The sequence below is a fragment of the Thermus sp. genome, assembly GCF_037444525.1.
Taxonomy (GTDB): domain Bacteria; phylum Deinococcota; class Deinococci; order Deinococcales; family Thermaceae; genus Thermus.
Map to the genome: position 1 here is coordinate 49,897 of NZ_JBBIMD010000001.1, position 24,840 is coordinate 74,736.

A 24,840-nucleotide genomic window follows, 5' to 3' on the forward strand; every position below is an offset into this window, starting at 1 on the left:
GGGCATGGAAGGGGAGGGGCTTCTGGAGAAGCTGGGGCAGCACCTGGTCTGGCGCATCGGCAAAGCAGAGGAGGAGGACGTGGTGGTGGTGCGGGTGGGCCTGGCTTCCGCCACCCCTCGCTTCCGGGAACGCCCCCGCCTCCTGAACGTGCCGGACGCGGAGCTGGCCCGGCTGGTACAGGAAGGGAAGGTGCGGGTGGAATGGGTGGACTAAGGCTTCCCCTGCCCCCCAAGGGCCTTCCCCTCACCTTGCGGTTAGAGGGAGACCGGCTTTACGGGGAGGTTCACGCCCAGGCCCCGGTCTTCGGGGAGGTGCGCCTGCCCTTCGCCGCCCGCCTCGAGGGGCCCCTCCTCCGGCCCCTCCCCCTCCCCCCCCCTGCCTTGGAGGTGGAGGGGCAGCTTGGGGAGGGGGTGCTGGAGCTTTCCTTCCGGCTCCACCTAGGGGAGAAGTGGGGCGATCGGGCCCTGGCCCGGATCCTGGAAGCCCTCCTTCTCCGCCAGCTGGAAAACACCCTTTCCCAGAAGGCCCAAACGCTGGTATAGTGGCTCCCAAAGGGGGCGGAATATGGTGGAAGTCCGATATCTTGGCCACTCGGCGGTGCTCCTTTCGGACGGGAAAACGCGGATCCTCATAGACCCCTTCCTCACCGGAAACCCCATGGCCGCGGCCGGGGTGGGGGAGGTGGAGGCGGAGCTTATCCTCGTCACCCACGCCCATGGGGACCACTTCGGGGACAGCGTGGCCCTCTCCAAGAAGGGCGGGATGGTGGTCTCTACCTTTGAGATCGCCACCTACGCGGAGAAGCACGGCGCAAAGAGCATCCCCATGAACCTCGGGGGGACCTACCGCTTTGAAGGGGGGTGGCTCAAGTGGGTCCCCGCCTGGCACTCCTCTAGCTTCCCCGACGGCACCTACGGGGGGATGCCCATGGGGGTGGTGGTGGAGCTTGGGGGCAGGCGCCTCTACCACGCGGGGGACACCGCCCTCTTTTCCGATATGCGCCTCATCGGGGAGCTGGGGCTGGACCTGGCCTTCCTCCCCATCGGCGACCACTTCACCATGGACCCCGAGGATGCCCTGAAAGCCCTGGAGCTCCTAAGGCCCAAGAGGGTGGTCCCCATCCACTACAACACCTTCCCCCCCATCCGCCAAGACGGGGAGGCTTTTGCCCAGAGGGCCAGGAAGAAGGGCGTGGAGGGGCACGCCCTTAAGCCAGGGGAGGTCTTAAGGCTTGACTAGCCCAAGCCGGAAGGACTTCCGCCTGGAGATGCTCTTGGGCCTCGGGCAGACGGCCCAGGTCTACCTTGCCCACGGACCCCGCGGGGAACGGGTGGCCCTCAAGATCCCCAAGAAGGGGGTGCGGGAGGATCCCCACCTTTCGGAGCGCTTCGCCCGGGAGGTGAACTTCGCCCTCTCCCTCCGGCACCCCCACCTGGTGCGGGGGCTATGGGGGGTGCCTTTGGGGGAGGAGGCCTTTTTGGCCCTGGAGTACCTGGAGGGGGGCACCTTGGAGGAGCGCCTCCTTCAGGGCCCCCTGCCCAGGGAGGAGGCCAAGAAGGCCCTCCTTCAGGTGGGACAGGCCCTCCTTTTCCTCCACGAGAAGGGCTTTTTGCACCAGGACGTGAAACCCGCCAACGTCTTCGTGGGAGAGGGGGTCTACAAGCTGGGCGACCTGGGAACGCTGAGAGCCAAGGAGGACCGGAGCCGGGAGTACGCGGGAAGCCCCTTCTACCTGGCCCCGGAGCTCCTCTTGGGGGCCTTTCCCAGCGAGAAGAGCGAGGCCTACAGCTTCGGGGTCATGGCCTACGAACTCCTCACCGGACGGCGGCCCTTTAGGGGGGAGAGCTTGCAAGAAATCCAGAATGCCCACCTCTTCCTTCCCCCACCCCCCACCTCCCTTCCCCCAAAGCTGGACCGGGCCTTAAGGCAGCTTCTCGCCAAAAGGCCCGAGGACCGGGGGAGCATCCAGGAGTTCCTAGAGGTTCTGGCCAAAACCTGAAGGAGGAAGGCATGGAAGGCGTATGGTACCCCCTGGGGGCGGAGGCCACCCGGCTTTACCGCCTGATGCAGGCCCTGGGCTTTTCGGACTACGGGGCCTTCCACCGCTACAGCGTGGAGGAGCCCGAGGAGTTCTATAGGGCCCTCATGGACCACCTGGCCCTCCCCTGGCGGAGGCCCTACGAGAAGGCCATGGAGGGGGGCTTCCCCTTCCCCCGGTTCTTCGTAGGGGGGGCCTTGAACCTCACGGACTGGGCCCTAGGCCACCCGGAAGAGGCCTTGGCCCTGGTCCACGAGACGGAGGACGAGGCTGTGCGGAGCCTCACCTATGGGGAGCTCAGGAAGGAGGTGGCCCGGCGGGCGGGGGAGCTTAGGGCCTTGGGGGTGGAACGGGGGGACCGGGTGGGGCTTTGGCTCCCCTTGGGCCTCGAGGCCGCCCTCTACCTCCTGGCGGCGGCCCATATCGGGGCCATCGCCATACCCATCTTCTCTGGCTACGCGGCGGAGGCCGCCGCGATGCGGCTCAAGGACGCGGAGGCCAAGCTCCTCATCGTCCAAGATGGCTTTCTTCGCCGGGGGAAAAAGGTGGAGCTTTTGGGCGAAGCCCGCAAAGCCCGGGCGCTTGCGGGGACGGAGCGGGTCCTTGTGGTGCCGAGGCTCGGCCTTCCCCTGGAAGAAGGGGAGGTCTTGGCGGGGGGCGAGGGGGAGGAAGCCCCCGCGGAGACCATGGGAAGCATGGACCCCTTCATGCTCATCTACACCTCAGGCACCACGGGCCGCCCCAAGGGCACGGTCCACTACCACGCGGGCTTCCCCTTAAAGGCCGCCTTGGACCTGGCCCTTTTCTTTGACCTCCGTCCTGGGGAAAGGCTTTTCTGGTTCACCGACCTGGGCTGGATGATGGGCCCCTGGGCCATCCTGGGGGGGCTCATCCTGGGAGCCACGGTGCTCCTCTACGACGGGGCCCCCGACCACCCGGGGCCCGACCGGATCTGGCGGCTGGTGGAGGCCCACCGGGCCACCCACCTGGGCCTCTCCCCCACCCTGGTGCGGGCCCTCATCCCCTTTGGGGAAGGCCCCGTGCGGGCCCACAACCTCTCCTCCCTAAGGGTCTTGGGCTCCACGGGGGAGCCCTGGAACCTCGAGCCCTACCTCTGGTTCTTCCGGGTGGTGGGGGAGGAACGGCACCCCATCGTGAACTACTCCGGGGGGACGGAGGTCTCGGGGGGCATCCTGGGGAACGTCCTCCTCCGCCCCATCAAGCCCATGGGCTTCAACGCCCCCGCTCCCGGCATCGAGGCCGCCGTCTTGGACGAGATGGGAAGGCCGGTGCGGGGCCAAGTGGGGGAGCTGGCGGTCCTTAGGCCCTGGCCAGGGATGACCAAGGGCTTCTGGCGGGACGAGGAGCGCTACCTCAAGACCTACTTCAGCAAGGTCCCTGGGGTCTGGGTCCACGGGGACTTCGCCCTTCTGGACGAGGAGGGGCACTTCTTCATCCTGGGCCGCTCCGACGACACCCTGAAGGTGGCGGGCAAGCGGGTGGGCCCCGCGGAGGTGGAGACCGCGGCCATGGCCCACCCCGCCCTAAGGGAGTGCGCGGCCATCGGGGTGCCCCACCCGGTGAAGGGGGAGGCCATCCTCCTCTTCGCCGTGGTGAAGCCAGGGGTGGAGGCGGGCCCGGCCCTGGCGGAGGAGGTGGCGGACAGGGTGGCCGAGGCCTTGGGGAAACCCTTAAGGCCCGAGCGGGTCCTCTTCGTCCCCGACCTCCCCAAGACCCGGAACGCCAAGGTCATGCGCCGGGTGGTGCGGGCGGCCTACCTGGGCCAAGACCCCGGTGACCTCTCCGCCCTGGAAAACCCCGAGGCGGTGGAGGCCATCCGCCTAGCGGCCCAATCGGGGGAGGGAAAGCCTTAGGAGAAGGGCCCCGGCCCCGTAAAGGAGCGCCCCAAGCCCTCCGCCTAGGAAGAGGGGGGGGAGGGCTTCCTTTGGGATAAAGGCGGGTATGGCCTTTTGGAGAAGGAGGCCAGGAAGGGCAGCGAGGAGGCTTAGGAGGAAAAGGCGCGGGAGAAGCCCCCCCACCCCAAGCCCCCCCACCCCCTCCCGGCGGAGGAGGAAGAGGTAGAGGAAAAGCCCCAGATACCCGGCCAGGGCGGTGGAGAGGTTGAGGAGGAAAAGGCGCAGGAGAAGCCCCCCCACCCCAAGCCCCCCCACCCCCTCCCGGCGGAGGAGGAAGAGGTAGAGGAAAAGCCCCAGATACCCGGCCAGGGCGGTGGAGAGGTTGAGGAGGAAAAGGCCCACGTCCCTTAGGAGCCAGTAGCCCAGGGTGTTGCTGAGAAAGACGAGGGCGCTGGCGGCAACCGCCTCCCGTACCCGTCCCAGGGCGTAAAGCCCCCGGAGGAGGAGGGTGTTGAGCCCCCAGGGGAGGAGGGCGAGGCCCAAGGCAGTGAGGACCTCGGCGCTATAGCGGCGGTTTTCTGGACTTAAGGGGCCGAAAAGGCCAAAGAGGAGGACCACCCCGTAAGGGGCGAGGCCCACCACGAGCCCTGAAAGGAGGCCGAGGAGAAGGCCCACCCTGGCCAGGGGGCCCCTCAGGAAGCGGGCGAGCTCCGCCCCCCTAAGGGTGCTCATGCGGGGGAAGAGGGCGATGGCGGGGGAGGTGGCGAAGAGGCCCAGGAACATCTGGAAGATCACCTCGGCGTTGTAAAAACCGGTGACCGCGGCCTGGGGGTAGCGGGTGAGGATGTGGGTGAGGACCAGGTTGAGAAACTGGCGCAAGGAGGTGGTGAAGGCGAAGGGCCCGATGCGGAGGAGGGCCTGGCCCAAGGCTGGGTGCCAGCGCCACTCGGGGAAGAAGCCCCGGAGGAAGGGGAGCTGGACCAGGGCCTGGAAGATCCCGCCCAAGGCCACGGAAAGGCCCAAGACCGTAGGATCTCCCGGGAAAAGGGCCATGAGGAGGATGGTCACCAGGTTGAAGGCGATGGGGCCCAAGGCGTAGGGCAGAAAACGCTCCTCCGCCTGCAAAAGCGCGGAGAAGAGGGCAGCTAAGGAGATCCCGAGGAGGAAGGGGAGGAGGAGCCGGGTGAGGTAGACCACCTGCCCGAAAAGCGCCTCCTGGCGGAGGTGGCTCTCCTGGGCCACCAGGAGGTCCACCACCAGGGGGGCGAGGAGGTAGCCCGCCCCCAGGAGAAAGAGGTTCACCCCCAGGAGGAAGGCGTAGAAGCGGCGGGCGAAGGGCCGGCTCTCCTTCGGAGGAAGCCCCTTTAGGAGAGGGATGAGGGCGTTTTGCACCGCCCCTTCGGCCAAAAGCTCCCTCAGGAGGTTCGGCACCCGGTAGGCCACGTTGAAAGCGTCCTTCAGGGCATCGGGGTAAAGGGCGTTGAAAAGGGCCTGGCGCACCAGGCCCAGCACCCTCGAGGCCAGGGTGCCCCCCATGACCAGGAGGACCTTACGGAGCATCCTTCTCCAGGACCTCTTGGAAGGCCTCGAGGAAGCCCGCCTGGTTCACCACCGTGAGGCCGTGGAGGGCGGAGAGCTCCTTGGCGCGTGCCCTGTCCATCCCCAGGAGGACCAGAAAGCTCTCCCGCCCGGAGAGGCCCAGGGTCTTCTTGAGGGCGGCGTACTTGGCGATGTGGGCCTGGAACTCCCCCGTCTTGGCCTCAAACCAGAAGAAGCGCTCCCCCACCCGCACCAACACGTCCAGCTCCATGGCCTCGCCCCCGGGCAGGGTCACCTGGTAGCCCACGGCCACCTCGTGGGGCAGGTTCTTGGAGCGGAGGAACTTCTTGAGCTTCTCCGCCACGTAGCGCTCCAGCCAGCCCCCGGTGAGGAAGTTCTGCACCCAGCCCTCGGTGCTGGCCTTGGCCCGGATGCGCCGCTCCTCGCTTTTGTAGTGGTAGCTGGTGAGGAGGGCGTACTGCTTGAGGAGGGTGCAGAACTGGGTGGAGTTGGCGATCTCCTCCTGGGAAGCCTCCGCCAAGGAGAGCTCAAACTGGCGCTTGGTGGAAAGGCTCTGCTTCAAGCGCTCGTAGAGCTTCTCCAGGCTGGGGTAACGGTCCCCCAGGAAGAGGGCCAGCCGGGTGAGCACCCTCTCCTTTTCCTCCTCCTCGGCCTCCGGGCGGCGCACCACCTGGATGCCAAGGCCCGAAAGCCACTCCTCCAGGCTGGCCAGGCCCTTTTTGGGCCTCTCCGGAGGCTTTTTCTCCTCCGGAAGGGGCTCATCCGGGGAGGGGGCCTTGAGGAGGCGCCACATCTCCTGGGCCAGGGCGAAGAAGCGGGCCCTAATGGGGTCTTCGGGGGCCTCGAGGCCGGGGGGCAGGACCCCCTGGCGCAGGGTGTCCAAAAGGTAGGCCTCCAGGGCCTCCTGCAAGGCGGTGCGGGCGGCCTCGAGGTGCTCGGCCTCCACCTTTAGGCCGAGCTCGGGGATCTCGCCCACATAGCGGCCCGGGGCCAAGAGGTCGTACCGGGCCCGGGCTAGGGTGGCGGAAAGGTAACGGGTCAGAACGCCCACGGGCTCCATGCTACAAGAAGGCGGCATGGCCTAGGCCCACTCCACCCAGCTCCCCTTGGGGGTCTTGCGCACCCTAAGCCGGGCGGGCAAGCGCTCCGCCAGGGCCTCCACATGGGTGACGATGCCCACCAGCCTGCCCTGGGTGGGAAGGGCCTCCAGGACCCCAGCGGCCATCTCCAGGGTCTCGCCGTCCAGGGTGCCGAAGCCCTCGTCCAGGAAGAAGGCCCCAAGCCTTCCCTTGGAAAGCTCCTCCGAAAGGGCCAGGGCCAGGGCCAGGCTGGCCAGGAAGCTCTCCCCCCCCGAGAGGGTGCGCACCGGGCGCTCCGCCTCCGCCCAGCGGTCCAGGATGAGGTAATCGTCCGCCTTGGGAAGGAGGCGGTAGCGGTCCCCGGAAAGGGCCGAAAGCAGCTCGTTGGCCCGGGCCAGAAGGGCCTCCTGGCGCTGGCCTAGGAGGTGGGCGGGGAAATTGTCCTCCTGGAGGTCCTGGGCGAGCTTAGCCCAAAGGTCCAGCTCCCCCACGAGCCAAGCCAGCCGGCCCTCCACCTCCCGGCGGCTCGCTTCCGCCTCCTCCAAGGCCTTTAGGCGCTCTTCCAAACGGCCCCCCTCCCGCATGAGCTCCTCCAACTTCTCCTTTAAGCCCGGAAGCGTCCCCTTTAGGGCCTGGACCTTTTCCCGGACCTCCTCCAGGGTAGGCGCGGGCTCTGGAAGGGGGGGGAGGGCCCTTAAGGCCTCCTCCACCTGGCGGAGCTCCTCCTCGTACGCCTTCAGGCGGCCCTCCAAGGCCTGCCGTTCCTCGGGGGAAAGGGCCTGGTCCTTGGCCTCCTCGTAGGGCATGAGGCCCTGGGTGCGGGCCTCGGCCTCCCTTAGGGCCTTCTCCTGCTCCTCCTTGCGGGCAGCAAGGGCCTTGAGATCCCCCTCAAGCCCCTGGAGCTTTTGGGAAAGCTTCTGGAAACGCTCCTCCAGCTCCTTTAGGGCCTCGTACTGCTCCTCCAGGGCCTTCAGGTGGGCCTCCACCCCCTTCCCCCCCGTGGCCTCGTCCAGGTGGGCCTGTAGGCCCGAGGCCAAAGCGGCCTTCTCCTCCTGGAGGGCCTTTTCCCGCTCCCTTAGGGCCTCGAGGCGGGCCCGGGGGTCCTGGACCCCGGCTAGGCGGTGCTGGGCCTCCTCCTCCTTGAGGCGGGCCACCTCCTTTTCCACGGCCTTCCTCCGGCCCTGGACCTCCCGGTAGGCCTCTCTTAGCTCCTGAAGCGCCCTCTCCTGGGCCTCCAGCTCGGCCTTCAGGGCCTGCACATCCCCGGGAGCGGGCTCCACCCCCAGGGTTTGGAGCTCCTCCCGAAGCCTCTTCCCTTCCACCTCCTTAAGGGCGAGCTTTTGGGTAAGCTCGCGCACTTCCCTTTCCAACCCGGCCTTGGCCCTAGGATCCGAAAGGGATTTGTGAACCTCGGGAAGGGCGTGGACCACCCCCCCGCACAAGGGGCAGGGCTCCCCCACCCGGAGGAGGTCCCGGTAGGCGAGAAGGCCCAGGCGGCGCTCCTCCTCCTGGATGGCACCCAAGGCCTCCCCCTTCTCCTTGAGGAGGGCCTCCAGGCCCCGAACCTCCCCCTCCAGGGCCTCCAGCTGGGCCTGGAGGGTCCAGGCCTGGGCGGCCCGGTAGGCCTTTCCCAAGGTCTCCCAGGCCTCCCGGACCGCCTGGCCCCTGGCCCGAAGCCCTTCTTCCTCGGCCTCCAGCGCCTTAAGCTCCGCCTCCTTCTCCTCTAGGTGGTCCTGGGCCTGAACCCAGTCAGAAAGGGCCTCAAGCTCCTTCTGGAGGGGGCCCTCCTCCTCCAGAAGCCTCTCCAGGCCCTGGGGGTCAAACCAGGGGGCGGGGTGGGGGGGAAAGGGCCCCGCCCGCCGGAGGAGGGCCTCCAGGAGCCTAAGCCCCTGGGCCTCCCTTAGGGCCCGTTCGGCCTCCCTTAGGGCCACGGGGTCAAAGCCCAGGGCGTCAAGCTCCGCCAGGGTCCTTGCCCTTTCCCCTTCCAGGCGCGCCATCTCCTTAAGGGTCTCCTTCAGCTTGTCTCGCTTTTCAAAGAAGTCCTCCCAAAGGGGAAGGGCCTTCTCCGCCTCCTGGGCCCCTTCCAGGCGCGCCCGGAGCCTTTCCATCTTGGGGCCCTCGGCCTTTAGGGCCTCGAGGCGGGCGAGGAGCCGGTGGCGCTTCTCCAGGAGGGCATGGAGGTCCTCCGCCTCTTTGAGGGCCTTCTCCTTCTCCCCTATCTCCTCCTTGAGCCTTGGGATCTCCTGGTTCACCTCCGAAAGCCTGGCCAGAAGCTCCTCCTTAAGCTCGGGGGTGGCCCAGGCCAAACCCTGGGCCTCCCTCTCCAAGGCCTCCTTCTCCCAAAGGAGGGCCTTTCGCTTCTCCTCGGCCTTGGCCCGGGCCCTCCTGAGCTTTTCCAGCTCAAAGAGCTGGAAGAGAAGCCCCCTCCTCTCCCGGGCCTCCCCCTTGAGGAAGCGGTCAAACTCCCCTTGGGGGAGGAAAAGGGCCCGGGTAAAGGCCTCGTAGTCCAGGCCCAGGAGGTCCTGGAGGGCATCCTCCACCTGCTTGAGCTTTTCCAAGGGGACAAGCCTATCCCCCTCGTAAAGCCGGGCCTCGTTCCGCCGCCCCTTGGCCCGCTCCACCCGATAGACCCGATTCCCCAGGGCAAAGGTGAGGGCCACCCAAGCCTCCCTGGCCGCAGGGTGCTTGAGGTCCACCCCCCGGCCCACCCTGGGGGCCCTTCCGTAAAGGGCGTAGGCCATGGCCTCCAAAAGGGTGGACTTGCCGCTTCCCGTGGGGCCGGTGATGGCGAAAAGCTCCACGTCGGAAAAGTCCACGGACTGCTCTTCCAAGTAGGGGCCAAACCCCCTAAGCGTCAGGCGCAAGGGCCTCACGGTCCACCTCCTCTAGCACCTGGCCAAAGCGGTCCACCAACGCCTCCTCTTCCCGGCCCTTCAGCCTCAGGTAGCCCCGGTAGGCCTCCACCAGGGAGGGGGGGGCTTGGGTGGGGGGGGTGGGGCTCGCCTCGCCCCCCCAGTGCTGGACCTCGAGGAGGCCAGGCAGGGCCTGGAAAAGCCGCTCCTTCACCGGAGGGGAAAGCCGCCCCTCCACCACCACCTTGAGGTAGCCGGGGAAGGCCCTAAGCTCCTCTAGCCGACGGTCCAACTCCTTCGGGGTGAGCCGGATGGTCCTTAGGGGCTTCCCCCAGCGCTCCCTTATGGGGTGGACCCTGGGGGGCCCCGAAGGGGAAAGCTCCACCAAAAGGGCTCCCCGCTCCGCCTCCTCCCCTTCCCCGAAGTCCAGCTGCACCAGGCTTCCCGGGTACCAGGCCAGAGGAGCCTCCGAGACCTGCTGCTGGCGGTGGACGTGGCCCAGGGCCAGGTAGCGGGCGGAAAGGGGAAGGGCAGAAAGGGGCACAGCGTAGCTTCCCTCAAGGTGGAAGAAGAACTCCCCGCCCCCGGGCCTCGCCCCCGCCACGGCGAAGTGGGCCAGCATCAGGGGGCTTTGGAGGTTAACCAGGATGCGGCGCATGGCCTCGGCATAGGTGCGGTGGCGCTCCTCCTCCTGGAAGACCCGCTTCACCAGGATCCTTTCGGACACGAAGGGAAGGAGGGAGGCCTCTATGCCCTTCACCTCCACCACCCCCCCCTCCTCCCGGAAAAGGAGCCGGCCCCGCACCGTGGCCCCCACCCCGGCGAAGAGGGGGCTTAGGGCCTCGAGGCGCTCCTTGGGGTCGTGGTTGCCCGCAATGACCAGGGCGGGCACCCCAAGCTCCTTCAGGTGTAGGAAGAACTCCACCGCGTGGGCTTCGGCCTCCGCAGAGACCTGGGGCCGGTCAAAGAGGTCCCCCGAGACCAGCACCAGGTCCACCCGCTCCTTCTTTGCAATCTCCAGGAGGGCCTTCAGGGCCTCGGCAATCTCCGGGGTGCGGTCTATCCCCTTCAAGACCTTCCCCAGGTGCCAGTCCGCGGTGTGGAGGAGGCGCATGGAAGGGATTTTACCGCCCTGCCCCTGGGGCAGGGCGCTTACGTGCCCGGGCATAGGAAGATCCTCACGGGGCTCGGAGAAAAAGCGGGCTAGACCCTCCTTCTGGGACCCCCGCCGAAGCGGACGCTTCAGCGGGGCACTTAGTGGGGATGGGGATGGTCCGGCGCCCCGCCCCGCCCGCCCCGGAAGGCCCAGGCGGACACCAGGGTGGTGAGGGGCACCGCCAAGAGGAGGCCCAAAGACCCCAGGAGCATGGCCACGATCTCCGCGGCAAAGGGCTCGGTGTTGAGGAGGAAGCGCAAGGGGGTGGGGTCTTTTGTGAGGAGGAGGAAAAGGGGAAGGCTTCCTGCGCTATAGGCCAGGACCAGGGTGTTGACTAGGCTCCCCATGTGGTCATACCCCACCTCCATGGCCCGCCGGTAGAGGAGGAGGAAGGGAGCCTGGGGGTCGGCGTGGGCCAGGGCCTGGACCACGGAGGCCTGGGTCACCGTGACATCCGTAAGCGCCCCCAAGGCCCCCACCACCACCCCCGCCAGGTAAAGGGCAAGGAGGTCCACCCCGCCCCACTGGTGGAGGAGGAGGGCTTCTTCCGAGGCGAGGCCGGTAAAGCCCAGGGCCCGCACGAAAAGGGTGGCCAGGGAAAGGACCAGAAGGGCGGAAAAGAGGGTGCCCAGGAAGGCCGCGGTGGTCTTGCGGTTCACCCCGTGGACCAGGTAGACGGTGAGGAACAGCACCCCCAGGCTCCCCAAAAGGGCGTAGAGGAGGGGGTTCCCCCCTTGGGCCAGGCGGGGCACCACCCAAAAGACCAGGACGAGAAGGCTAAGGAAGGTCCCAAGAAGCCCCCGCACCCCCTTGCCCCGGGCGAGAAGAGCGGCCAACAGGGCGAAGAGGGCGAAGAGGGTAAGGAGGGCCGGCATCCGGTCGGGCTCCGCGAGGTAAAGCCTCCCCCCTTCCTCGTAGAGCACGGCCCGCATTCCCGGAGCGAACCCCCCGCCCCCCTGGGGCAGGAGGGCCCCCCGCACCTCGGAACCCACCTGGACCCGGGCGGTGCCGGAAAGGGGGTCCACCTCCAGAACCCGCCCCACCAGGTACCCCTGGGCCAGGGAGACCCCTAGGAAAAGGAAAAGAATGAGGACACGCATGCCCCCACTCTGCCAGCCTGGGGATTAGAGGAGATGAAAACCCCTTCTCAAACCTGTATCCTAAAGGGGATGGAACGCTCCACCCGCCAGCGCCGGGCCATCCGGGAGGCCTTCTTGGAGGCAGGCCGCCCCCTCTCCCCCCAGGAGGTTCTGGACTTGGCCCGAAGAAGGGTCCCGACCCTGGGCCTGGCCACGGTGTACCGCAACCTGAAGGCCCTGGTGGAGGAGGGGTTTTTGGCCCCCGTCCACCTCCCGGGGGAACCCCCGCGCTACGAGCCCGCAGGGCAGGGGCACCACCACCACTTCTACTGCCGGGCTTGCGGCCGGGTCTTTGAGCTCCCGGGGTGTGCCCTCGAGGCCGAAGGCCTCCTCCCCCCAGGCTTCCGCCCCGAGGGGCACGAGGTCACGGTCTACGGGCGCTGCCCCGACTGCCCGTAGCGGGCCCGGGCCTCCCTCAGGCTCCAGCGCACCTCCTCAAAGGCCCCGTTAAAGCGGAGGAGGGCAGCCAGGCGGGTTCGGGAGTACACCCGGTAGGGCTCCCTGGGGATAAAGGCGGTGACGATGTCCACCCTGCGGGATGGGGTGTAGTCCAGAACCACGTGGAGGGGAAGCTTGAGCCTGGGGGGGAAGACCATGTACCCCAGGACCAGCATCCGCCCGTCTTCGGGGTAGATGGCAAGCTCCCGGCCCCACTCCAGGGCCTTAAGGATGTCCAGCTCCGTGAAGCCCTCCTGGAGCATGTGCTTGGCCACATGGGGGCCCAGCCGGTAGCGGCCTTCCTTCAGGTGGGGAAGGAGATCCTCCAGACGGCGAAGCTTCCTCACGGCTAACCCCCCTTGACCCCCAGTCTAGCCCAGGCCCCCTAGGGGAAAAGGCGCCAGGCCCACGGAAGCACCCCGAGGAAGGCACCTAGCGGTAAGGCCCCAGGGCCCCCGGGTCCCGCACGGCGATGAAGGCCCCGTACACCCTCTCCGCCCCGGCCTCGAGGAGGGCCTCCTCCGCCCTTAAGAAGGTAACCCCGCTGGTGAGGACATCGTCCACCAAAAGCCAAGCCCCCTCCACCCCCTCCTTGGGCCGGAAGAGGCCTTCGGGCAGGCGCGCCCTTTCCCGCCTCCCCACCAGGGGGCGGCTTGGGGCGTACCGGGCCCGGTAGAGCACCTTTCGGTAGGGCAGGCCCAGACGGGCGGCCAAGGCCTGGGCCAGGAGGTCCGGGGGGTTGTACCCCCTCCGGAGGAGGCGGGGAAGGAGGGTGGGCACCGCGGTGACCCCCACGAGGCCCCAGCCCGCCGCCCTCACCCCTTGGGCCAGGGGCTCAGCGAGAAGGGCCGCCAGGCCCCACCGCCCCCCGTACTTCAGGGCCCGGGCCAGCCCCCCTACCCGGCCGTAGAGGCCCAGGTAAAGGAAGCGGTCTGCATGGAAGGCCCTCAAACCCTCCCGGCAGGCGCTGCAGAGGAAGGGCCGGTCCAAGGGGCCACGGCACCCCGGGCAGAGGTGGCCCAAAAGCTCCTCAAGAAAGGCCCAAGGCACGGCGGAGGGCCTCATGAAAGGGAGGGTAAAGCACCCCCTTCTCCGTGATGATCCCCGTGAGGTAGCGGTGGGGGGTCACGTCAAAGGCCGGGTGGTAGGCGGGGAAGCCCTCAGGGGCGATGGAAAGGCCCCGGAAGTGGGTCACCTCCTCGGGGGAGCGCTCCTCTATGGGGATGCCCTCCCCACTTTCCAGCCTGGGGTCCACGGAGGAAAGGGGGAGGGCAGCGTAGAAGGGAATCCCGTGGTGGTGGGCCAAAACGGCCAGGGTATAGGTGCCGATCTTGTTGGCGAAGTCCCCGTTTAGGGCCATGCGGTCCACCCCCACGACCACCGCGTCCACCTGGCCCCTTGCCATGAGGAAGCCCGCCATGTTGTCCGCGATGAGGGTGGCGGGCACCCGGGCCTTCATGAGCTCAAAGGCGGTGAGCCGGGCCCCCTGGAGGTATGGCCTGGTCTCGTCCACCCAGACATGGCGCACGAGGCCCCGGCGGTGGGCCTCGAGGATGGCCCCCAGGGCGGTGCCGTACCCCCCGGTGGCCAGGGGGCCGGTGTTGCAGTGGGTGAGGACCTGGCCCCTCAGGACCTCCGCCCCGTGGCGGCTAATGGCCCGTTCCGTCTCCTCCACCTCCCGCCAGAGGGCGTGGGCCTCCTCTAGGCTCGCCTCCAGGTCCCCCCAGTGGGGCCGGAGGCGGTCCAGGGCGTGGAAGAGGTTCACCGCGGTGGGGCGGCTCGCCCGTAGGAGGTGGTCCGCCTCCTCGGGATCTTCCCCGGATAGGTGGGCCAGGACCATGCCGAAGGCCGCGGAAACCCCAATGGCCGGGGCCCCCCGCACCACCATGGCCCGGATGGCCTCGGCCATCTCCCGGGCGGTGCGCACCGGGACCCAGACCTCCTCCTTTGGGAGGCGCCTTTGGTCCAGAAGCCAAAAGACCCCCTCTTCCCGGTCAAAGCGGAAGGGCAGAAGCCTCATGCCCCCATTAAAAAGCACGGATCGCCACCCCGTGGGCAAAGAGGGCCTCCCGCACCGCCCGCACCACCTCCGGGGCGTTGGGGTTATCCCCGTGGATGCAAAGGGTTTCCGCCCGCACTTCCACCTCGCCCCCGTCCAGGGCCTCCACCCTCCCCTCCAGCACCATGCGCACCGCCCGGCGGGCGGCCTCCTCCGGGTCGGTGATCCAGCTCCCCGGCATGGAGCGGGGGGCGAGCTCGCCGCTTTTCAGGTAGGCCCGCTCGGGAAAGGCCTCCAGGACCACCCTAAGCCCCAAGGCCCGGGCTTCCTCCTCGTAGACCGTGCCCGGGAGAACCACGAGAGGCAAGGCGGGGTCAAAGGCCCGCACCGCCTCGGCAATGGCCCGGGCCGTGGCCCGGTCCCGGCAGGCCTTGAGGTACAGGGCCCCGTGGGGCTTCACGTGGTGGAGAGGAAGGCCCTCCGCCTTGAGGAAGGCGGACAAGGCCCCCACCTGGTAGAGGACGTCGGCGTAGACCTCCTCCGGGCTTAGGGCCATCTCCCGCCGGCCAAAGCCCAAAAGGTCGGGAAAGCCAGGGTGGGCCCCCACCTGGACCCCGTGGGCCTTGGCCAGGCGGACGGCCTCGAGGATGCGCGTGGGGCTCCCCCCGTGGAAACCGCAGGCCAGGTTGGCCGAGGTGATGTAGGGGAAAACCTCCCGGTCGTGCCCGTAGAGGAAGGCCCCGTAGGACTCCCCTGCGTCCGCGTTCAGGTCTACCTGCATTCCACCCCTCCCGTCCCCAGGATAACCCGGAGGCCCTGGCCGTCGGGGAACCGGAGGCTGAGCTCCACCTCCCCCTCCGGCGTGAACCCCCCACCCACCCCCCGCCTTAGGGGTCCGTCGTGGCCGGGAAAAAGGCGGGTATAGGTGAGGAGGCGGGCGCGGCTCCGAAGGGCCGCCCCAGGGTCCCAACAGGGTGGAGCGGGTGGGCCGGAAAGGTCAAACCGGCTCTTGATGGCATCGCTGCACAAGACCCCCACCCCTTCCACCTCGAGGCCCAAAAGCCCGGGGGTGTGGCCGGGGAGGTGCAAAAGGCGAACACCGGGCCAGAGTTCCCCTTCCCCCTCCACAAAGCGGAGGCGGCTTCGGCGAAGGGCGGGAAGGTGGTGAACCAGGGTAGCGGCATCCCCTCCCGCCTCCGCATAGGCCAGCTCCGCAGGGTGGAGGAGGATCTCCGCCCAGGGGAAAAGGTCAAAGTTGGCCGCGTGGTCAAAGTGCAGGTGGCTCAAAACCACCATCCCCACCGCTTCCGGCGGCACCCCAAGGTCCCTAAGCCGCTCCCCAAGCCCTTCCCGCTCCCCATACCCACCGGTGTCATAGAGGAGAACCCGCTCCCCCCTAAGGAGGTAGGCCGCCGAAAGGCCCAGGTATCCCCGCCCACTCCGTGCGGGGAAGGCTTGAAAAACGGGAAGAACCTCCACCCTACCCCCCAGTCATCCGCTTGGGCAACCAGAGCACCAGCTCCGGGATAGCTAGGAGAAGGCCCACAGCGGCCAGGATCACCCCCAAAAAGGGCAAGGCCGACCGGGCGATGAAGAGGACGTCCCGGCCTGTAAGGCCCTGAAGGACGAAGAGGTTAAAGCCCACGGGAGGGGTGATCTGGGCCAGCTCCACCATAAGCACCAGGTAGACCCCAAACCAAAGGGGGTCTACCCCCACGGCCTTCACCACAGGAAGGAGGAGGGAGACGGTGAGGACCACCATGGAGATGCCGTCCAGAAACATCCCCATGAGGAGGTAGACAAGGCTTAAGGCCAGGATCAGGGCGTAGGGGGTGAGTCCCACCTCCACCGCCCAGGCTGTAAGGGCCCGGGGGATACCCAAAAACCCCATGGCCAGGGTAAGGACACTCGCCCCAGCCAGGATAAACCCGATCATGGCCGTGGTCCGCACCGTCCCCCTAAGACTTGCCCAAAAGGTCTCCGGGCGGAGATCGCCCGCCAAGGCGGAAAGCAGAAGGGCCCCTGCCACCCCGAGGGCCGCGGCCTCCGTGGGTGTGGCCAAGCCCACATAGATGGAGCCGATGACGGCCAGGATCAAAAGGAGAACCGGCAGGAGCTGGAGAAGTTTGAGAAAACGAACACCAAGGGGCTCGAGGGGCCCAGGAGGCGGCATCTCCCCTTTCCTCAAAGCCGCCCAGACCCCTAGAGTCAGCGCCATGAGGGCCGCCAAAAGGAGCCCGGGAACCACCCCAGCGATAAACAGGCGGGCCACGGAAACCTCCGCCATGACCCCATAGACGATCATCACGATGGAGGGGGGAATAAGGAATCCTAAAGTGCCCGCCCCCGCTAGAGAACCCACAGCCAGGTCTTCTGGGTAACCGCGGCGCCGGAGTTCGGGCAAGGTGATGCGGCCCACCGTGGCGGTGGTGGCCGCAGAGGAGCCGATTACCGCGGCAAAGATGGCCGAGCCCAGAACGTTGAGGTGCAGAAGCCCCCCCGGCAAGCGGCCAAGCCAGGGGGCCAGCCCCGCAAAGAGCCAGGTGCTCAACCGTGAGCGGTAGAGGACCTCCCCCATCCAGATAAAGAGCGGCAAAGCTGCCAGGGACCAGCTGGAAAGGGCTGACCAAAGGGCATTGGCCGCGTTGGCCAAAACCGAAGCGGGGTCGGCCAAGTAAAGCCCAACCAGCCCCACCAGGAAGAGGGCCGCCCCGATCCAGACCCCTAGGGCCAGAAGGAGAAAAAGGAGGGCAATGAGGAGTAAAGCCTCCACCGATCACTCCCTCCCACCTTCGAGAAAGGAAGGCACCTTCCCCAAAAGAAGGGCCCAGAGAACTTCCCCCAGGGCTACGGTGAACACGGAAAGGCCCAAAGCGACCAGGAGGAGGGGCACCCAAAGAGGAAGGGGTAGAAGTCCCGGGGCTAGGTCCCCAAAGCGGTAAGCCTCCCAAACCAAACGCCAAAGGGCCCAGGTGGCGTAAGCCGAGGCCAGAAGGGCTAGACCACCCCCCACCCGCTCCACCCAGAGCCTGGGTCCAGGGGATAGGGCCCGGAGAAGAAGGCGCACCCGCACATGCCCCCCCTCCCGTAGCGTGGGGGCAAGGCCCAAAAAAACCATGGCGGCCGTGGCAAACCCCGCAAGCTCCAAAGCAGAAGGTACCACGAACCCCAAGAGGCGGCCCAGCACCTGGGCCAGGATAAGGAAGAGGATGAGGAGGGCCATGGCAAGGGCCCCCCAGGTGGCAAGGAGGTAAAGGGCCCTCAAGAAGCCCATCACCGGCCTAGGTAAGCGCGGTAAACCTTGATGCCCACCGCCCCCGCCTGGCGCTGCCAGTCAAGAAGAAGGGTCTCCCCCGCCTTCCTGAGAACGGCCAGCAGGGCCGGGCTTGGCTTCTCAATGGCCATTCCCTTTTCAGCCAGTACCTTAAGGGCCTTAGCCTCCTCCTCTTGGCTCATCCGCCAACCCCGTTCCTCGGCCCGGCGGGCAGCCTCCAGGATGGCCCGCTGGTCTGAAGCGGAAAGCCCCTCAAAGGCCCTCCGGTTGACGATGACCATGTTCTTCGGAATCCAGGCCTTTACGTCGTAAAAGTACTTCACGAAGTCCCAAGCCTGGGTATCCACCCCAGTGGTGGGGGAGGTAATCATGGCCTGGACCAGCCCAGTGGCAAAGGCCTGGGGCAGGTCCGCCACCTCCACCTGCGTGGGCACCATACCGAGGAGCTCTGCTAGGCGGGCCGTAATGGGGTTGTACGCCCGGAACTTAAGCCCCTTAAGCTGAGTGGGATCGCTGATGGGTTTGGCCACGTAAAGACCCTGGGGCGGCCAGGGCACGGAGAAGAGGAGGCGCATCCCCCTCTGCTCCAGCCAGCGTTCAATCTCGGGCTTGGAGGCCTGGTAAAGACGACGGGCGTCCTCGTAGCTGCTCACCAGGAAGGGCAGGGAGTCCAGGGCAAAGAGGGGGTTCTCGTTAGCAAGAAGAGAGATCAGGACCTCCCCCATCTGCACCTGCCCTCCCCGAACCGCAGGGAGGATACGGGCATGGGGGAAAAGCGAGCCCGCGCTGTGGACGGTAATCCTCACCCGCCCCCCAGTGGCCTCCTCCACCTCTTTAGCAAAGGCCTTGATGTTCACGGTGTGGAAGTTGGCCTCGGGGTAGGGAGTGGCCATGTTCCAGCTGGCCTGGGCCGAGGCCAAGCCCAAAAGAGCGCCCAAAAGGACCAGGGTTCTCATCCTTATCCCTCCTTCGCTGCAAGTTTATACCGCCGGAAGCAAGAAGCGTCAACCCCAAGGCCAGCGTAGCCCCTTCTCTCCAAGGAAGACTCCGTACCCCTCACCAGCATTCAGGTCTACCCGCATGCCCCCACCCTAAAACCAGCCCCGAAGCCAGCGCAACCAGTTCCCCCCGAGGAAAGCCTCGTCCCCAAGGCGCCTCAGGTCCCCATGGCCCTCGGGGCCCAAGGGGACGCTCTCCAGGCCAAACCCCCCGTCCCAGTCCGACCCTAGGCCCACGCCCTCCCGTCCAAGAAAACTCTCCGCGTAGGCCTTATGGACCAGGAAGCGTTCCAGAGGTAGGCGGGGCATCCCCTTCTTCCAGCCCACATCCAGGAAGGCGTTGAAGGGAACGAGGCCCAGCACCCCGCCCCGGGCCCTAAGGGCCAGGAGCATCTCGTCGGAAAGGTTGCGGGGCGTGGGGGCGAGGGCACGGGGGTTGGCGTGGCTTGCAAGAACCGGCCCCTCGTACCGCTGCAGGGCCTGGGAAAAGGCCTCGTCCGAAAGGTGGGCCAGGTCCAAGGCCACCCCGAGCTCCTCCATCTTCCGGAGAAGGGCCTCCCCCATTGGGGTGAGGGGGCCAGGGCTGGCGTTCCCCCCAGCGTAGGGGCTCCCCGTGGCCCAGGCGGGGCCCAAAAGGCGCACCCCTTCCCGGTGGAGGTCCTCCAACGCCTCCGGTTCGGGCAGGGGATGGGCCCCTTCCAGGAGGAGGACCAGGCCCAAGACGCCGTCTTCGGTGTAGGCCTTCAGGTGGCGCTTTAGGTCCTCCCCGTCCCGGAGGAGGCGCACCAGGCCCCGCGCCTCCCAATCCCGGTAAAGGGCCACTTGGCGCCGGGCCTCCTCCCAAAGCCGGCCCGCGTGAGCCTTGGGGTCCACGAAAACCGTGGCGAAGGCCAGGCCCACCCCCGCTTCCCTTAGGGCGGGGAGGGAGACCAAGGGGGTCTCCCCCTCCCCCTTCCCCGCCCGGAGCTCGGGAAGGGGCAGGGTAAGGTCCCGCCCCAGGTCTAGGGCGTTGTAGGCCAGGTCCAGGTGGGCATCCACCATCATGCAAGCCTCAGGACCCGGTCGTCCCCCGGGCGCACCCGGCCCCGGCCGTCCCGGTTGGAGGTGGTGACGTAAAGCGCCCCGTCGGGCCCCACCCGGACCTCCCTTAGGCGGCCCAAGCCCTCCAGGACCCGCTCCACCCGCGCCACCCGCCACCGGCCCCTCCCCCCTTCCAAGGCGAGGCGCAAGAGGGCCTCCCCCCTCAGGCCTGCCACGTAAAGCGCCCCCCTCCAGAAGGCCAGGTTCCCCGGGGGAAAGCCTTCCGGCCAAACGTAAAGGGGGGCCTGGAAGCGGGACTCCCCCCCCTTCCCCACCACCAACGGCCAGCCGTAGTTCCCCCCGGGGAGGATCACGTTCACCTCGTCGTGGCCAAAGCCCTGTTCCCCGCTCGGCCCATGCTCCGAGGCGAAGAGCTCCCCCGTCTCCGGATGCCAGGCCAGGCCTTGGGGGTTGCGGTGGCCGTAGGAATACACTTCAGGCCGTGCCCCCCTTTGGCCCAGGAAGGGGTTCCCTGGGGCGGGGGCCCCTTCGGGGGTGAGGCGGAGGATCTTGCCCCCAAGGGAGGAGAGGTCCTGGGCCAAGGCCCGCTCGTAGACCTCCCCGGTGGTGACGTAGAGCATCCCGTCAGGGCCGAAGGCGATGCGCCCCCCCGAGTGGAGGCCGTGGGGGCGGGCGGGGATCCCGTCCAGGATCACCCGCTCCAAGACCCCCCGGCGCCCCTCGGGGCGCAGGCGCACCACCTGGTTCTTAAGGCCCCCTTCCTCCACGGTGCGGTAGGCGTAGACGTAGGGCACCTCGGGAAAGCGGGGGTGGAGGGCGAGGCCCAAAAGGCCCGACTCCCCCCGGGCGTAGACGGGAAGCTCGGCGTAGGGGGTAAGCCTTCCCCCCTGGAAAAGCCTAATCCGCCCGGGCCGCTCGGAGACGAGGAAGCCCCCATCCGGCAGGAAGGCCAGGGCCCAGGGCACCTCGAGGCCCCCCACCACCTCCTCCACCCGCCCCTGGGCCCGGGCCAGGGGCAGGGCCGCCAAGAGGGCAAGAAGCCGCCTCCTTGAGAGCATGGCCTAAGGATACCCTAGGCCTTGGGGTCCAGGATGATCTTCACCCCCTGCCCCTTTTCCAGAAGGGTGAAGGCCTCCTGGTAGCGGCTTAAGGGGAGGCGGTGGGTGATGAGGGGGGTAAGGTCCACCCGGCCGGAGTAGACCAGGGCGGTGCCTTGCATCCAGGTCTGCCAAAGCCTCCTGCCGGCGATGCCGTAGGCGGTGATCCCCCGCATGACAAGCTCCCCCGCCAGGTCAAAGCGGATGGGGTCGGAGGGGATGCCAAGGACCCTAGCCTCTCCCCCCGGGATGAGGGCCCTTAGGCCCTGGTGGATGGCGGCCTCGTTCCCGGAAAACTCCAAGAGCACCTCCACCCCGCTTCCCGTAACCCGGCGCACCACCTCGAGGAGGTCCTCCTCCAGGGGGTTCACCAGCCGGTCCGCGTAGGGGCGGGCGAAGCCCAAGCGGTAGGGGTTGGGGTCGGAGACCAGAATGGGCCCTGCCCCGCTGGCCCGGGCCACCATGGCCGCCATGAGGCCGATGGGCCCCGCCCCGGTGATGAGGACGCTCTTCCCCGAAACCCCGCTCCCCGCGTAAACGGTGTGGACCGCGTTGCCAAAGGGCTCCAGGATGGCCGCCACCTCAAAGGGGAAGCCCTCCGGGTGGACCCAGGCGTTTTCCGCAGGCACCACCACGTACTCCGCGAAGCCCCCGTCCCGGTCCACCCCCAGGATCTCCGTGTTCAGGCAGACGTGGTAGTGGCCCACCCGGCAGGCGGGGCAGGCGTGGCAGACCACGTGGCTTTCCAGGCTCACCCGGTCCCCCACCTTGGGCCTTTTCACCCCAGGCCCCACCGCCTCCACCACCCCGCTGAACTCGTGCCCCAGGACAAGAGGCGGACGGATCCGCCCCTGAGCCCAGGCATCCCAGCGCCAGATGTGGAGGTCTGTGCCGCAGATGCTGGCCGCCTCCACCCGCACCAGGATCTCTCCGGGACCCGGCTCGGGTACCGGACGTTCCACCAGGGTTAGGCCAGGGTTCCTTTCCAGTTTGGCCAGCGCGCGCATACCGGGGGCATCCTACCACCGGTAGAGGGCCCCTACGCTAAAGCGCACGGTGTCGGAAGCCTTTAAACCCAAGGAGAGGGCCAGGTTCGGGGTGAGGTCGTAGCCCAGCTCCAGGTCCAGCCGGCTTAGGCGCCCGTCCCCGAAGAGGAAGGTGGAACCCAGGCTCACCGTGAGCCCATCCCGACGGTAGCCCACGGAGAAGGTCTGCTCCCCCTGCAGGTCCAGGGTGTAGCCCAAGAAGAGCTCGGGGCTCAGGTACTTGCCGATGGAGAAGCGGGTCTCCTCCAAGGCTCCCCCCTGGAGGGCGGGCAGCTCCACCCGGAAGCGGTCCAGCCCCAAGGCCTGGGCCAGCTCCCGCTCCAGCTGGCCCACCAGGAGGTTTTCCAAAACCGCCCCCAGGGCCACCTGGGGGAAGGTCTCGGCCAGGCGGGTCACGTCGGGGGTGCCCAGGGCGAGGAGGGCGTAGATCTCCGGCTCAGAAAGGGGAGGGTCGGAGGTAAAGCGGGGCTCCAGGCGCACCTTGACCCGGCCGTTTTCCCGGAGGAACTCCCCTTGGGCCTCGAGGGCCACAGCGTAGCCCCGCACCTGGGCCGAGGCTTTGAGGGCGAACTCGGGGAGAAGGCCCCGGTCGGGGCGGAAGCGGAGGGCGCTTGCAGAATCCAGGGCAAACTGGGCATCCCATAGGCGGAAGCTCCCCCAAAGGGGCCGGACCTCCCCCACCAGGTAGGGGTCGGCGTAGGGGCCCTCCAGGTACACCTCCCCCCCAAACTCCCCCTGGGCCAGGCTCTCCTGGACCAGGATGCCTCGCTCCGCGTAGATCCGCACCCCCTCAAAGCGGAGGGGGAGGGGCGCCCCCTGGCCCCCCTCCGCGGGCACCCCCTCCTCCACCAGGGCCCGCTGCCCCCCCTCAGGGATGGCCAGGCGGGCCCTTAGGACCTCCGCGTTCCCCGTGAGGTGGTAGGTGCCTTTCTCTTCGTAGAGGAAGAAGCTCTTCACGTCCAGGAGGCCCTCTTGCAGGTAGTAACGGGGGTAGTAGAGGGGGAGCTTTCCATAGCCTGCAAGCCGCAAGGGGAAGAGGGTCCCTGAGGCCTGGGCCTCGCCCAGGGTGATCTCCACCCCGGAGCCGGGGTAACGCAGGGCCACCTGGGCAGGGGTGGCCTCCTTAAGGCCCGGCAAGGAGACCTCCCCCTGGGCCAGGACGCGGAAGTCCTCCAGGGTGCCCTCGAGGCCGAGCCGGGCCCGGCCCGGGAAGGGCTTGGACAGGAGGAGTTCGCCCTCGGCCCTTGCCCCCCCGTTCAGAGCCAGGAGGCCTTGGGGTAGATACCCCTCCACCGGGCCCAGGCGGAAGTAGAAGTCCTGGAAGCCCACCTGGAACCCCTCCCCCGTGAGGCGGAGCACCAGGGTGCCCGAGGCCTGGGGCCGGTAGGGCTTGAGGAAGGGGACCACCTGGAGGACAGGGGTATAGGTGGTGTCCTTCAGGGTGAGGCGGAGATCGCTCCCCTCCGAGCTCCAGTAGCCCGCCCCCTCCCAGCTCCCTCGGCCCGAGAGACGGAGGTGGTCCACGGTAAGCCGCCCCCTTTCGTAGCGGAACGCGGCCTGGAGCTCATCCCCCCCGCCCCGGAAGACCAGGCGCTCCCCCACCAGAACCCCTTCCCCCGCCCAAGGGTCCTTTAGGGGCAGGCGGAGGTGGGTCATCCCCGTCCAGTAGGCCTGGCCCTCCAGGGGACCCGCCAGGGCGGCCAGGGGGAGGTGAAGGGGGAAGCCCCTGGGGTTCGCGCGGAGATCCAGCACCCCCCCCTCCAGGACCAGGGTCAGGGGGGTCTGGCCAAGGGCACCCTCCAGCTCCACCCTGGGGCCCAGCTGGCCTTGGAGGCGGAAGGGCAAGGCCTCCCCCGCCACCTCCACCCGCCCCTCCAGGCGGGCCTCCCCCTTGCCCCCCTTAAAGGCCACCTCCCCCGAGGCCCGGCCCTTCAGGTAGGGCGCGTAGCGGCCTAGGAAGTCCTCCAGGGCGGCCTCCTCGAGGCGGAGCGCCCCTTCCAGGGGGAGCAGGGTCCCCGCAAGGCGGAGCCGGCCCACCTCCCCCTCCAGAACCCCCTCCATCCGGTAGCCCTCCCCCGCGACCCGGGCCCGGAGGTGGCTTTCCAGGGGGGGAAGGGGAAGGTTCACCTCAAGAGAGCCCGTACCCTCCCCGGGATAGCGGAGGCGGCCCTGGAGGTAGGGGCCTTCCGCCCTAAGCTCCGCCTCCAGAAGCCGGCCCGAAAGCGCAAGCACCTGCGCCCCCGCCTGGTAGCGGAGGGCGTAGGCCCCCAAGAGGTCCACCCGCCCCGAAAGCCGCCCCGCCCCCGCGGCCCACAAGGGGAAGGCGGGGTGGGCCCCCTCCAGCTCCACGCCCTGCCCCGCCCCCACAAGGCGCAGGCTGAGCCCGGGAAGGTCCAGGGCGAGGGTTCCGGAGACCTCCCCCCCCTGGTAGCGCAAGGCCCCCTCCCCGAGGGCGGTGGAAAGGGTAAGGGAGAGGTCGCCCAGGTCCAGCAGGCCCTGGACATCGCCCTCCGCCAAGGAGTTCTTCGGCAGGGGAAGGACCAGGGCCACCGCCTTTCCCTGCCCCTCGGCCCAGATAGGGGGGAGGGAAAGGAGGTGCACCTCCCCCGCCCCCCTGGCCTCCCGCCGGATGAGGTCCGCCTCGAGGCCCCCCACTTCCAACCGGGGCCAGGCGAGGCGGAAGGCCTGGCCCAAAACCTCCCCTTCCAGAAGGGGCACCCCAGCCCCGGAAAGCCGCGCCCGCCCGTAGGGGAAGGCCACCTCCCCCGCCCAGGCCCCCCGGTAGGCCACCTCCCCCTCCAGATCCCCCGTCAGGCGGGCCTGAAACGCCCCCTCCCGCCAGGTCCCTTCCGCCTCCGCCCGCCGCCCAAAGGCCTCCAGGAGGAGGTGGCCCCGCAAGTCGGAAAGGGCGCCCCGCACCCACCCCGTAAGGCGCACGGGGCCATAGGCAAAGGCCTGCAGGGACAGGTCCAGCCCCTCAAGCCCCACCTCCCCCGAAACCCCCTCACCCCGGAGGCGGAGGCGGAAGCCCGGGAGGCCCTCCAGGTCCAAGGCCACCTCCCCATAGCGGTAGACCCCCTTAAGCCAGCCCCCCGGATAGGCCCCCTCGGCCTCCAACACCCCTAGGCCCTGGGGCAAGGGCCCTTGGTAGCGGTAGCGGAGGGCCAAGGGCGCAAGGTCCAGCCGCCCGGTAAGGGGAAGCCCCTCCCCCAAGAGGTCAAGCCCCAACCCCCGCCCCACCGCCCGCACCGCCCCATACGGGGTGG

Annotated in this window: 23 protein-coding genes; 6 read left to right on the forward strand and 17 right to left on the reverse strand. The window is 68.3% G+C overall.

Features of this window, described 5'->3' with window-relative positions:
• The first annotated feature begins 4 nt into the window (after window positions 1-4).
• From WKI94_RS00225 to WKI94_RS00245, 5 genes are read left to right on the forward strand one after another with little or no spacing between them, the layout of a single operon-like run.
• Complete coding sequence (locus tag WKI94_RS00225) at window positions 5-214, forward strand: DUF3248 domain-containing protein (protein WP_337843761.1); 210 nt, start codon at window positions 5-7, stop codon at window positions 212-214.
• On the forward strand, window positions 202-543 hold the full coding sequence (locus tag WKI94_RS00230) for a DUF3809 family protein (RefSeq protein WP_337843762.1): 342 nt from the start codon (window positions 202-204) through the stop codon (window positions 541-543). Before WKI94_RS00225 ends, WKI94_RS00230 begins: the two co-directional genes overlap by 13 nt.
• 22 nt (window positions 544-565) lie before the next feature.
• Window positions 566-1,240 (forward strand): metal-dependent hydrolase, encoded by a 675-nt coding sequence (locus WKI94_RS00235; protein ID WP_337843763.1) that lies wholly within the window; start codon window positions 566-568, stop codon window positions 1,238-1,240.
• Window positions 1,233-2,000 carry a serine/threonine-protein kinase gene (locus WKI94_RS00240; RefSeq protein ID WP_337843764.1) on the forward strand — a complete coding sequence of 256 codons (768 nt, stop codon included), beginning with the start codon at window positions 1,233-1,235 and terminating at the stop codon, window positions 1,998-2,000. The genes WKI94_RS00235 and WKI94_RS00240 overlap by 8 nt, the downstream gene beginning before the upstream one ends.
• Window positions 2,001-2,011: 11 nt before the next feature.
• A complete protein-coding gene (locus WKI94_RS00245; RefSeq protein WP_337843765.1) occupies window positions 2,012-3,913 on the forward strand; it encodes an AMP-binding protein in 1,902 nt (633 codons plus the stop codon).
• On the opposite strand, the gene murJ is transcribed toward WKI94_RS00245, so the two are convergent.
• The 5 genes from murJ to WKI94_RS00270 all read right to left on the reverse strand — a co-directional run bounded on the left by murJ (window position 3,881) and on the right by WKI94_RS00270 (window position 11,642).
• A complete protein-coding gene (murJ, locus tag WKI94_RS00250) occupies window positions 3,881-5,455 on the reverse strand; it encodes a murein biosynthesis integral membrane protein MurJ (RefSeq protein WP_337843766.1) in 1,575 nt (524 codons plus the stop codon). The two genes, WKI94_RS00245 and murJ, sit on opposite strands and share 33 nt — an antisense overlap.
• The gene (locus WKI94_RS00255) at window positions 5,445-6,515 is read right to left on the reverse strand and encodes a hypothetical protein (protein ID WP_337843767.1); all 1,071 of its coding nucleotides are present in this window, start codon (window positions 6,513-6,515) and stop codon (window positions 5,445-5,447) included. Before WKI94_RS00255 ends, murJ begins: the two co-directional genes overlap by 11 nt.
• A gap of 21 nt (window positions 6,516-6,536) precedes the next feature.
• Window positions 6,537-9,407 carry an SMC family ATPase gene (locus tag WKI94_RS00260; RefSeq protein WP_337843768.1) on the reverse strand — a complete coding sequence of 957 codons (2,871 nt, stop codon included), beginning with the start codon at window positions 9,405-9,407 and terminating at the stop codon, window positions 6,537-6,539.
• Window positions 9,382-10,500, reverse strand: coding sequence for an exonuclease SbcCD subunit D (locus WKI94_RS00265; protein WP_337843769.1), 1,119 nt, complete (start codon window positions 10,498-10,500; stop codon window positions 9,382-9,384). Before WKI94_RS00265 ends, WKI94_RS00260 begins: the two co-directional genes overlap by 26 nt.
• Window positions 10,501-10,640: 140 nt before the next feature.
• Window positions 10,641-11,642: a YibE/F family protein gene (locus WKI94_RS00270; RefSeq protein WP_337843770.1), complete on the reverse strand. Its 1,002-nt coding sequence runs from the start codon at window positions 11,640-11,642 to the stop codon at window positions 10,641-10,643.
• Between the two features lie 69 nt (window positions 11,643-11,711).
• Here WKI94_RS00270 and WKI94_RS00275 point away from each other — a divergent pair, with 69 nt between their 5' ends.
• Entirely contained in the window at window positions 11,712-12,080 is a 369-nt protein-coding gene (locus WKI94_RS00275; protein WP_337843771.1) for a transcriptional repressor, read from the forward strand.
• On the opposite strand, the gene WKI94_RS00280 is transcribed toward WKI94_RS00275, so the two are convergent.
• The 12 genes from WKI94_RS00280 to WKI94_RS00335 form a co-directional block, all read right to left on the reverse strand.
• Complete coding sequence (locus WKI94_RS00280) at window positions 12,053-12,466, reverse strand: DUF4258 domain-containing protein (RefSeq protein WP_337843772.1); 414 nt, start codon at window positions 12,464-12,466, stop codon at window positions 12,053-12,055. The two genes, WKI94_RS00275 and WKI94_RS00280, sit on opposite strands and share 28 nt — an antisense overlap.
• An 85-nt stretch (window positions 12,467-12,551) precedes the next feature.
• Window positions 12,552-13,169 (reverse strand): ComF family protein, encoded by a 618-nt coding sequence (locus WKI94_RS00285; protein WP_337843784.1) that lies wholly within the window; start codon window positions 13,167-13,169, stop codon window positions 12,552-12,554.
• On the reverse strand, window positions 13,150-14,139 hold the full coding sequence (mtnA, locus tag WKI94_RS00290) for an S-methyl-5-thioribose-1-phosphate isomerase (protein WP_337843773.1): 990 nt from the start codon (window positions 14,137-14,139) through the stop codon (window positions 13,150-13,152). Before mtnA ends, WKI94_RS00285 begins: the two co-directional genes overlap by 20 nt.
• A 7-nt stretch (window positions 14,140-14,146) precedes the next feature.
• Window positions 14,147-14,899, reverse strand: coding sequence for a 5-oxoprolinase subunit PxpA (locus WKI94_RS00295; protein WP_337843774.1), 753 nt, complete (start codon window positions 14,897-14,899; stop codon window positions 14,147-14,149).
• Window positions 14,890-15,597 (reverse strand): MBL fold metallo-hydrolase, encoded by a 708-nt coding sequence (locus tag WKI94_RS00300; protein WP_337843775.1) that lies wholly within the window; start codon window positions 15,595-15,597, stop codon window positions 14,890-14,892. Before WKI94_RS00300 ends, WKI94_RS00295 begins: the two co-directional genes overlap by 10 nt.
• A 1-nt stretch (window position 15,598) precedes the next feature.
• Entirely contained in the window at window positions 15,599-16,891 is a 1,293-nt protein-coding gene (locus WKI94_RS00305; RefSeq protein WP_337843776.1) for a TRAP transporter large permease subunit, read from the reverse strand.
• 3 nt (window positions 16,892-16,894) lie between these two features.
• Window positions 16,895-17,392 carry a TRAP transporter small permease gene (locus WKI94_RS00310; protein ID WP_337843777.1) on the reverse strand — a complete coding sequence of 166 codons (498 nt, stop codon included), beginning with the start codon at window positions 17,390-17,392 and terminating at the stop codon, window positions 16,895-16,897.
• Window positions 17,392-18,348, reverse strand: coding sequence for a TRAP transporter substrate-binding protein (locus tag WKI94_RS00315; RefSeq protein WP_337843778.1), 957 nt, complete (start codon window positions 18,346-18,348; stop codon window positions 17,392-17,394). Before WKI94_RS00315 ends, WKI94_RS00310 begins: the two co-directional genes overlap by 1 nt.
• Before the next feature lie 135 nt (window positions 18,349-18,483).
• A complete protein-coding gene (locus WKI94_RS00320) occupies window positions 18,484-19,434 on the reverse strand; it encodes a membrane dipeptidase (protein WP_337843779.1) in 951 nt (316 codons plus the stop codon).
• Window positions 19,431-20,489: a PQQ-dependent sugar dehydrogenase gene (locus tag WKI94_RS00325; RefSeq protein ID WP_337843780.1), complete on the reverse strand. Its 1,059-nt coding sequence runs from the start codon at window positions 20,487-20,489 to the stop codon at window positions 19,431-19,433. The genes WKI94_RS00320 and WKI94_RS00325 overlap by 4 nt, the downstream gene beginning before the upstream one ends.
• Window positions 20,490-20,503: 14 nt before the next feature.
• Entirely contained in the window at window positions 20,504-21,535 is a 1,032-nt protein-coding gene (gene tdh, locus WKI94_RS00330; protein ID WP_337843781.1) for an L-threonine 3-dehydrogenase, read from the reverse strand.
• A gap of 12 nt (window positions 21,536-21,547) precedes the next feature.
• Window positions 21,548-24,840: translocation/assembly module TamB domain-containing protein (locus WKI94_RS00335; RefSeq protein WP_337843782.1), on the reverse strand; the 3,293-nt coding region annotated here is incomplete at its 5' end.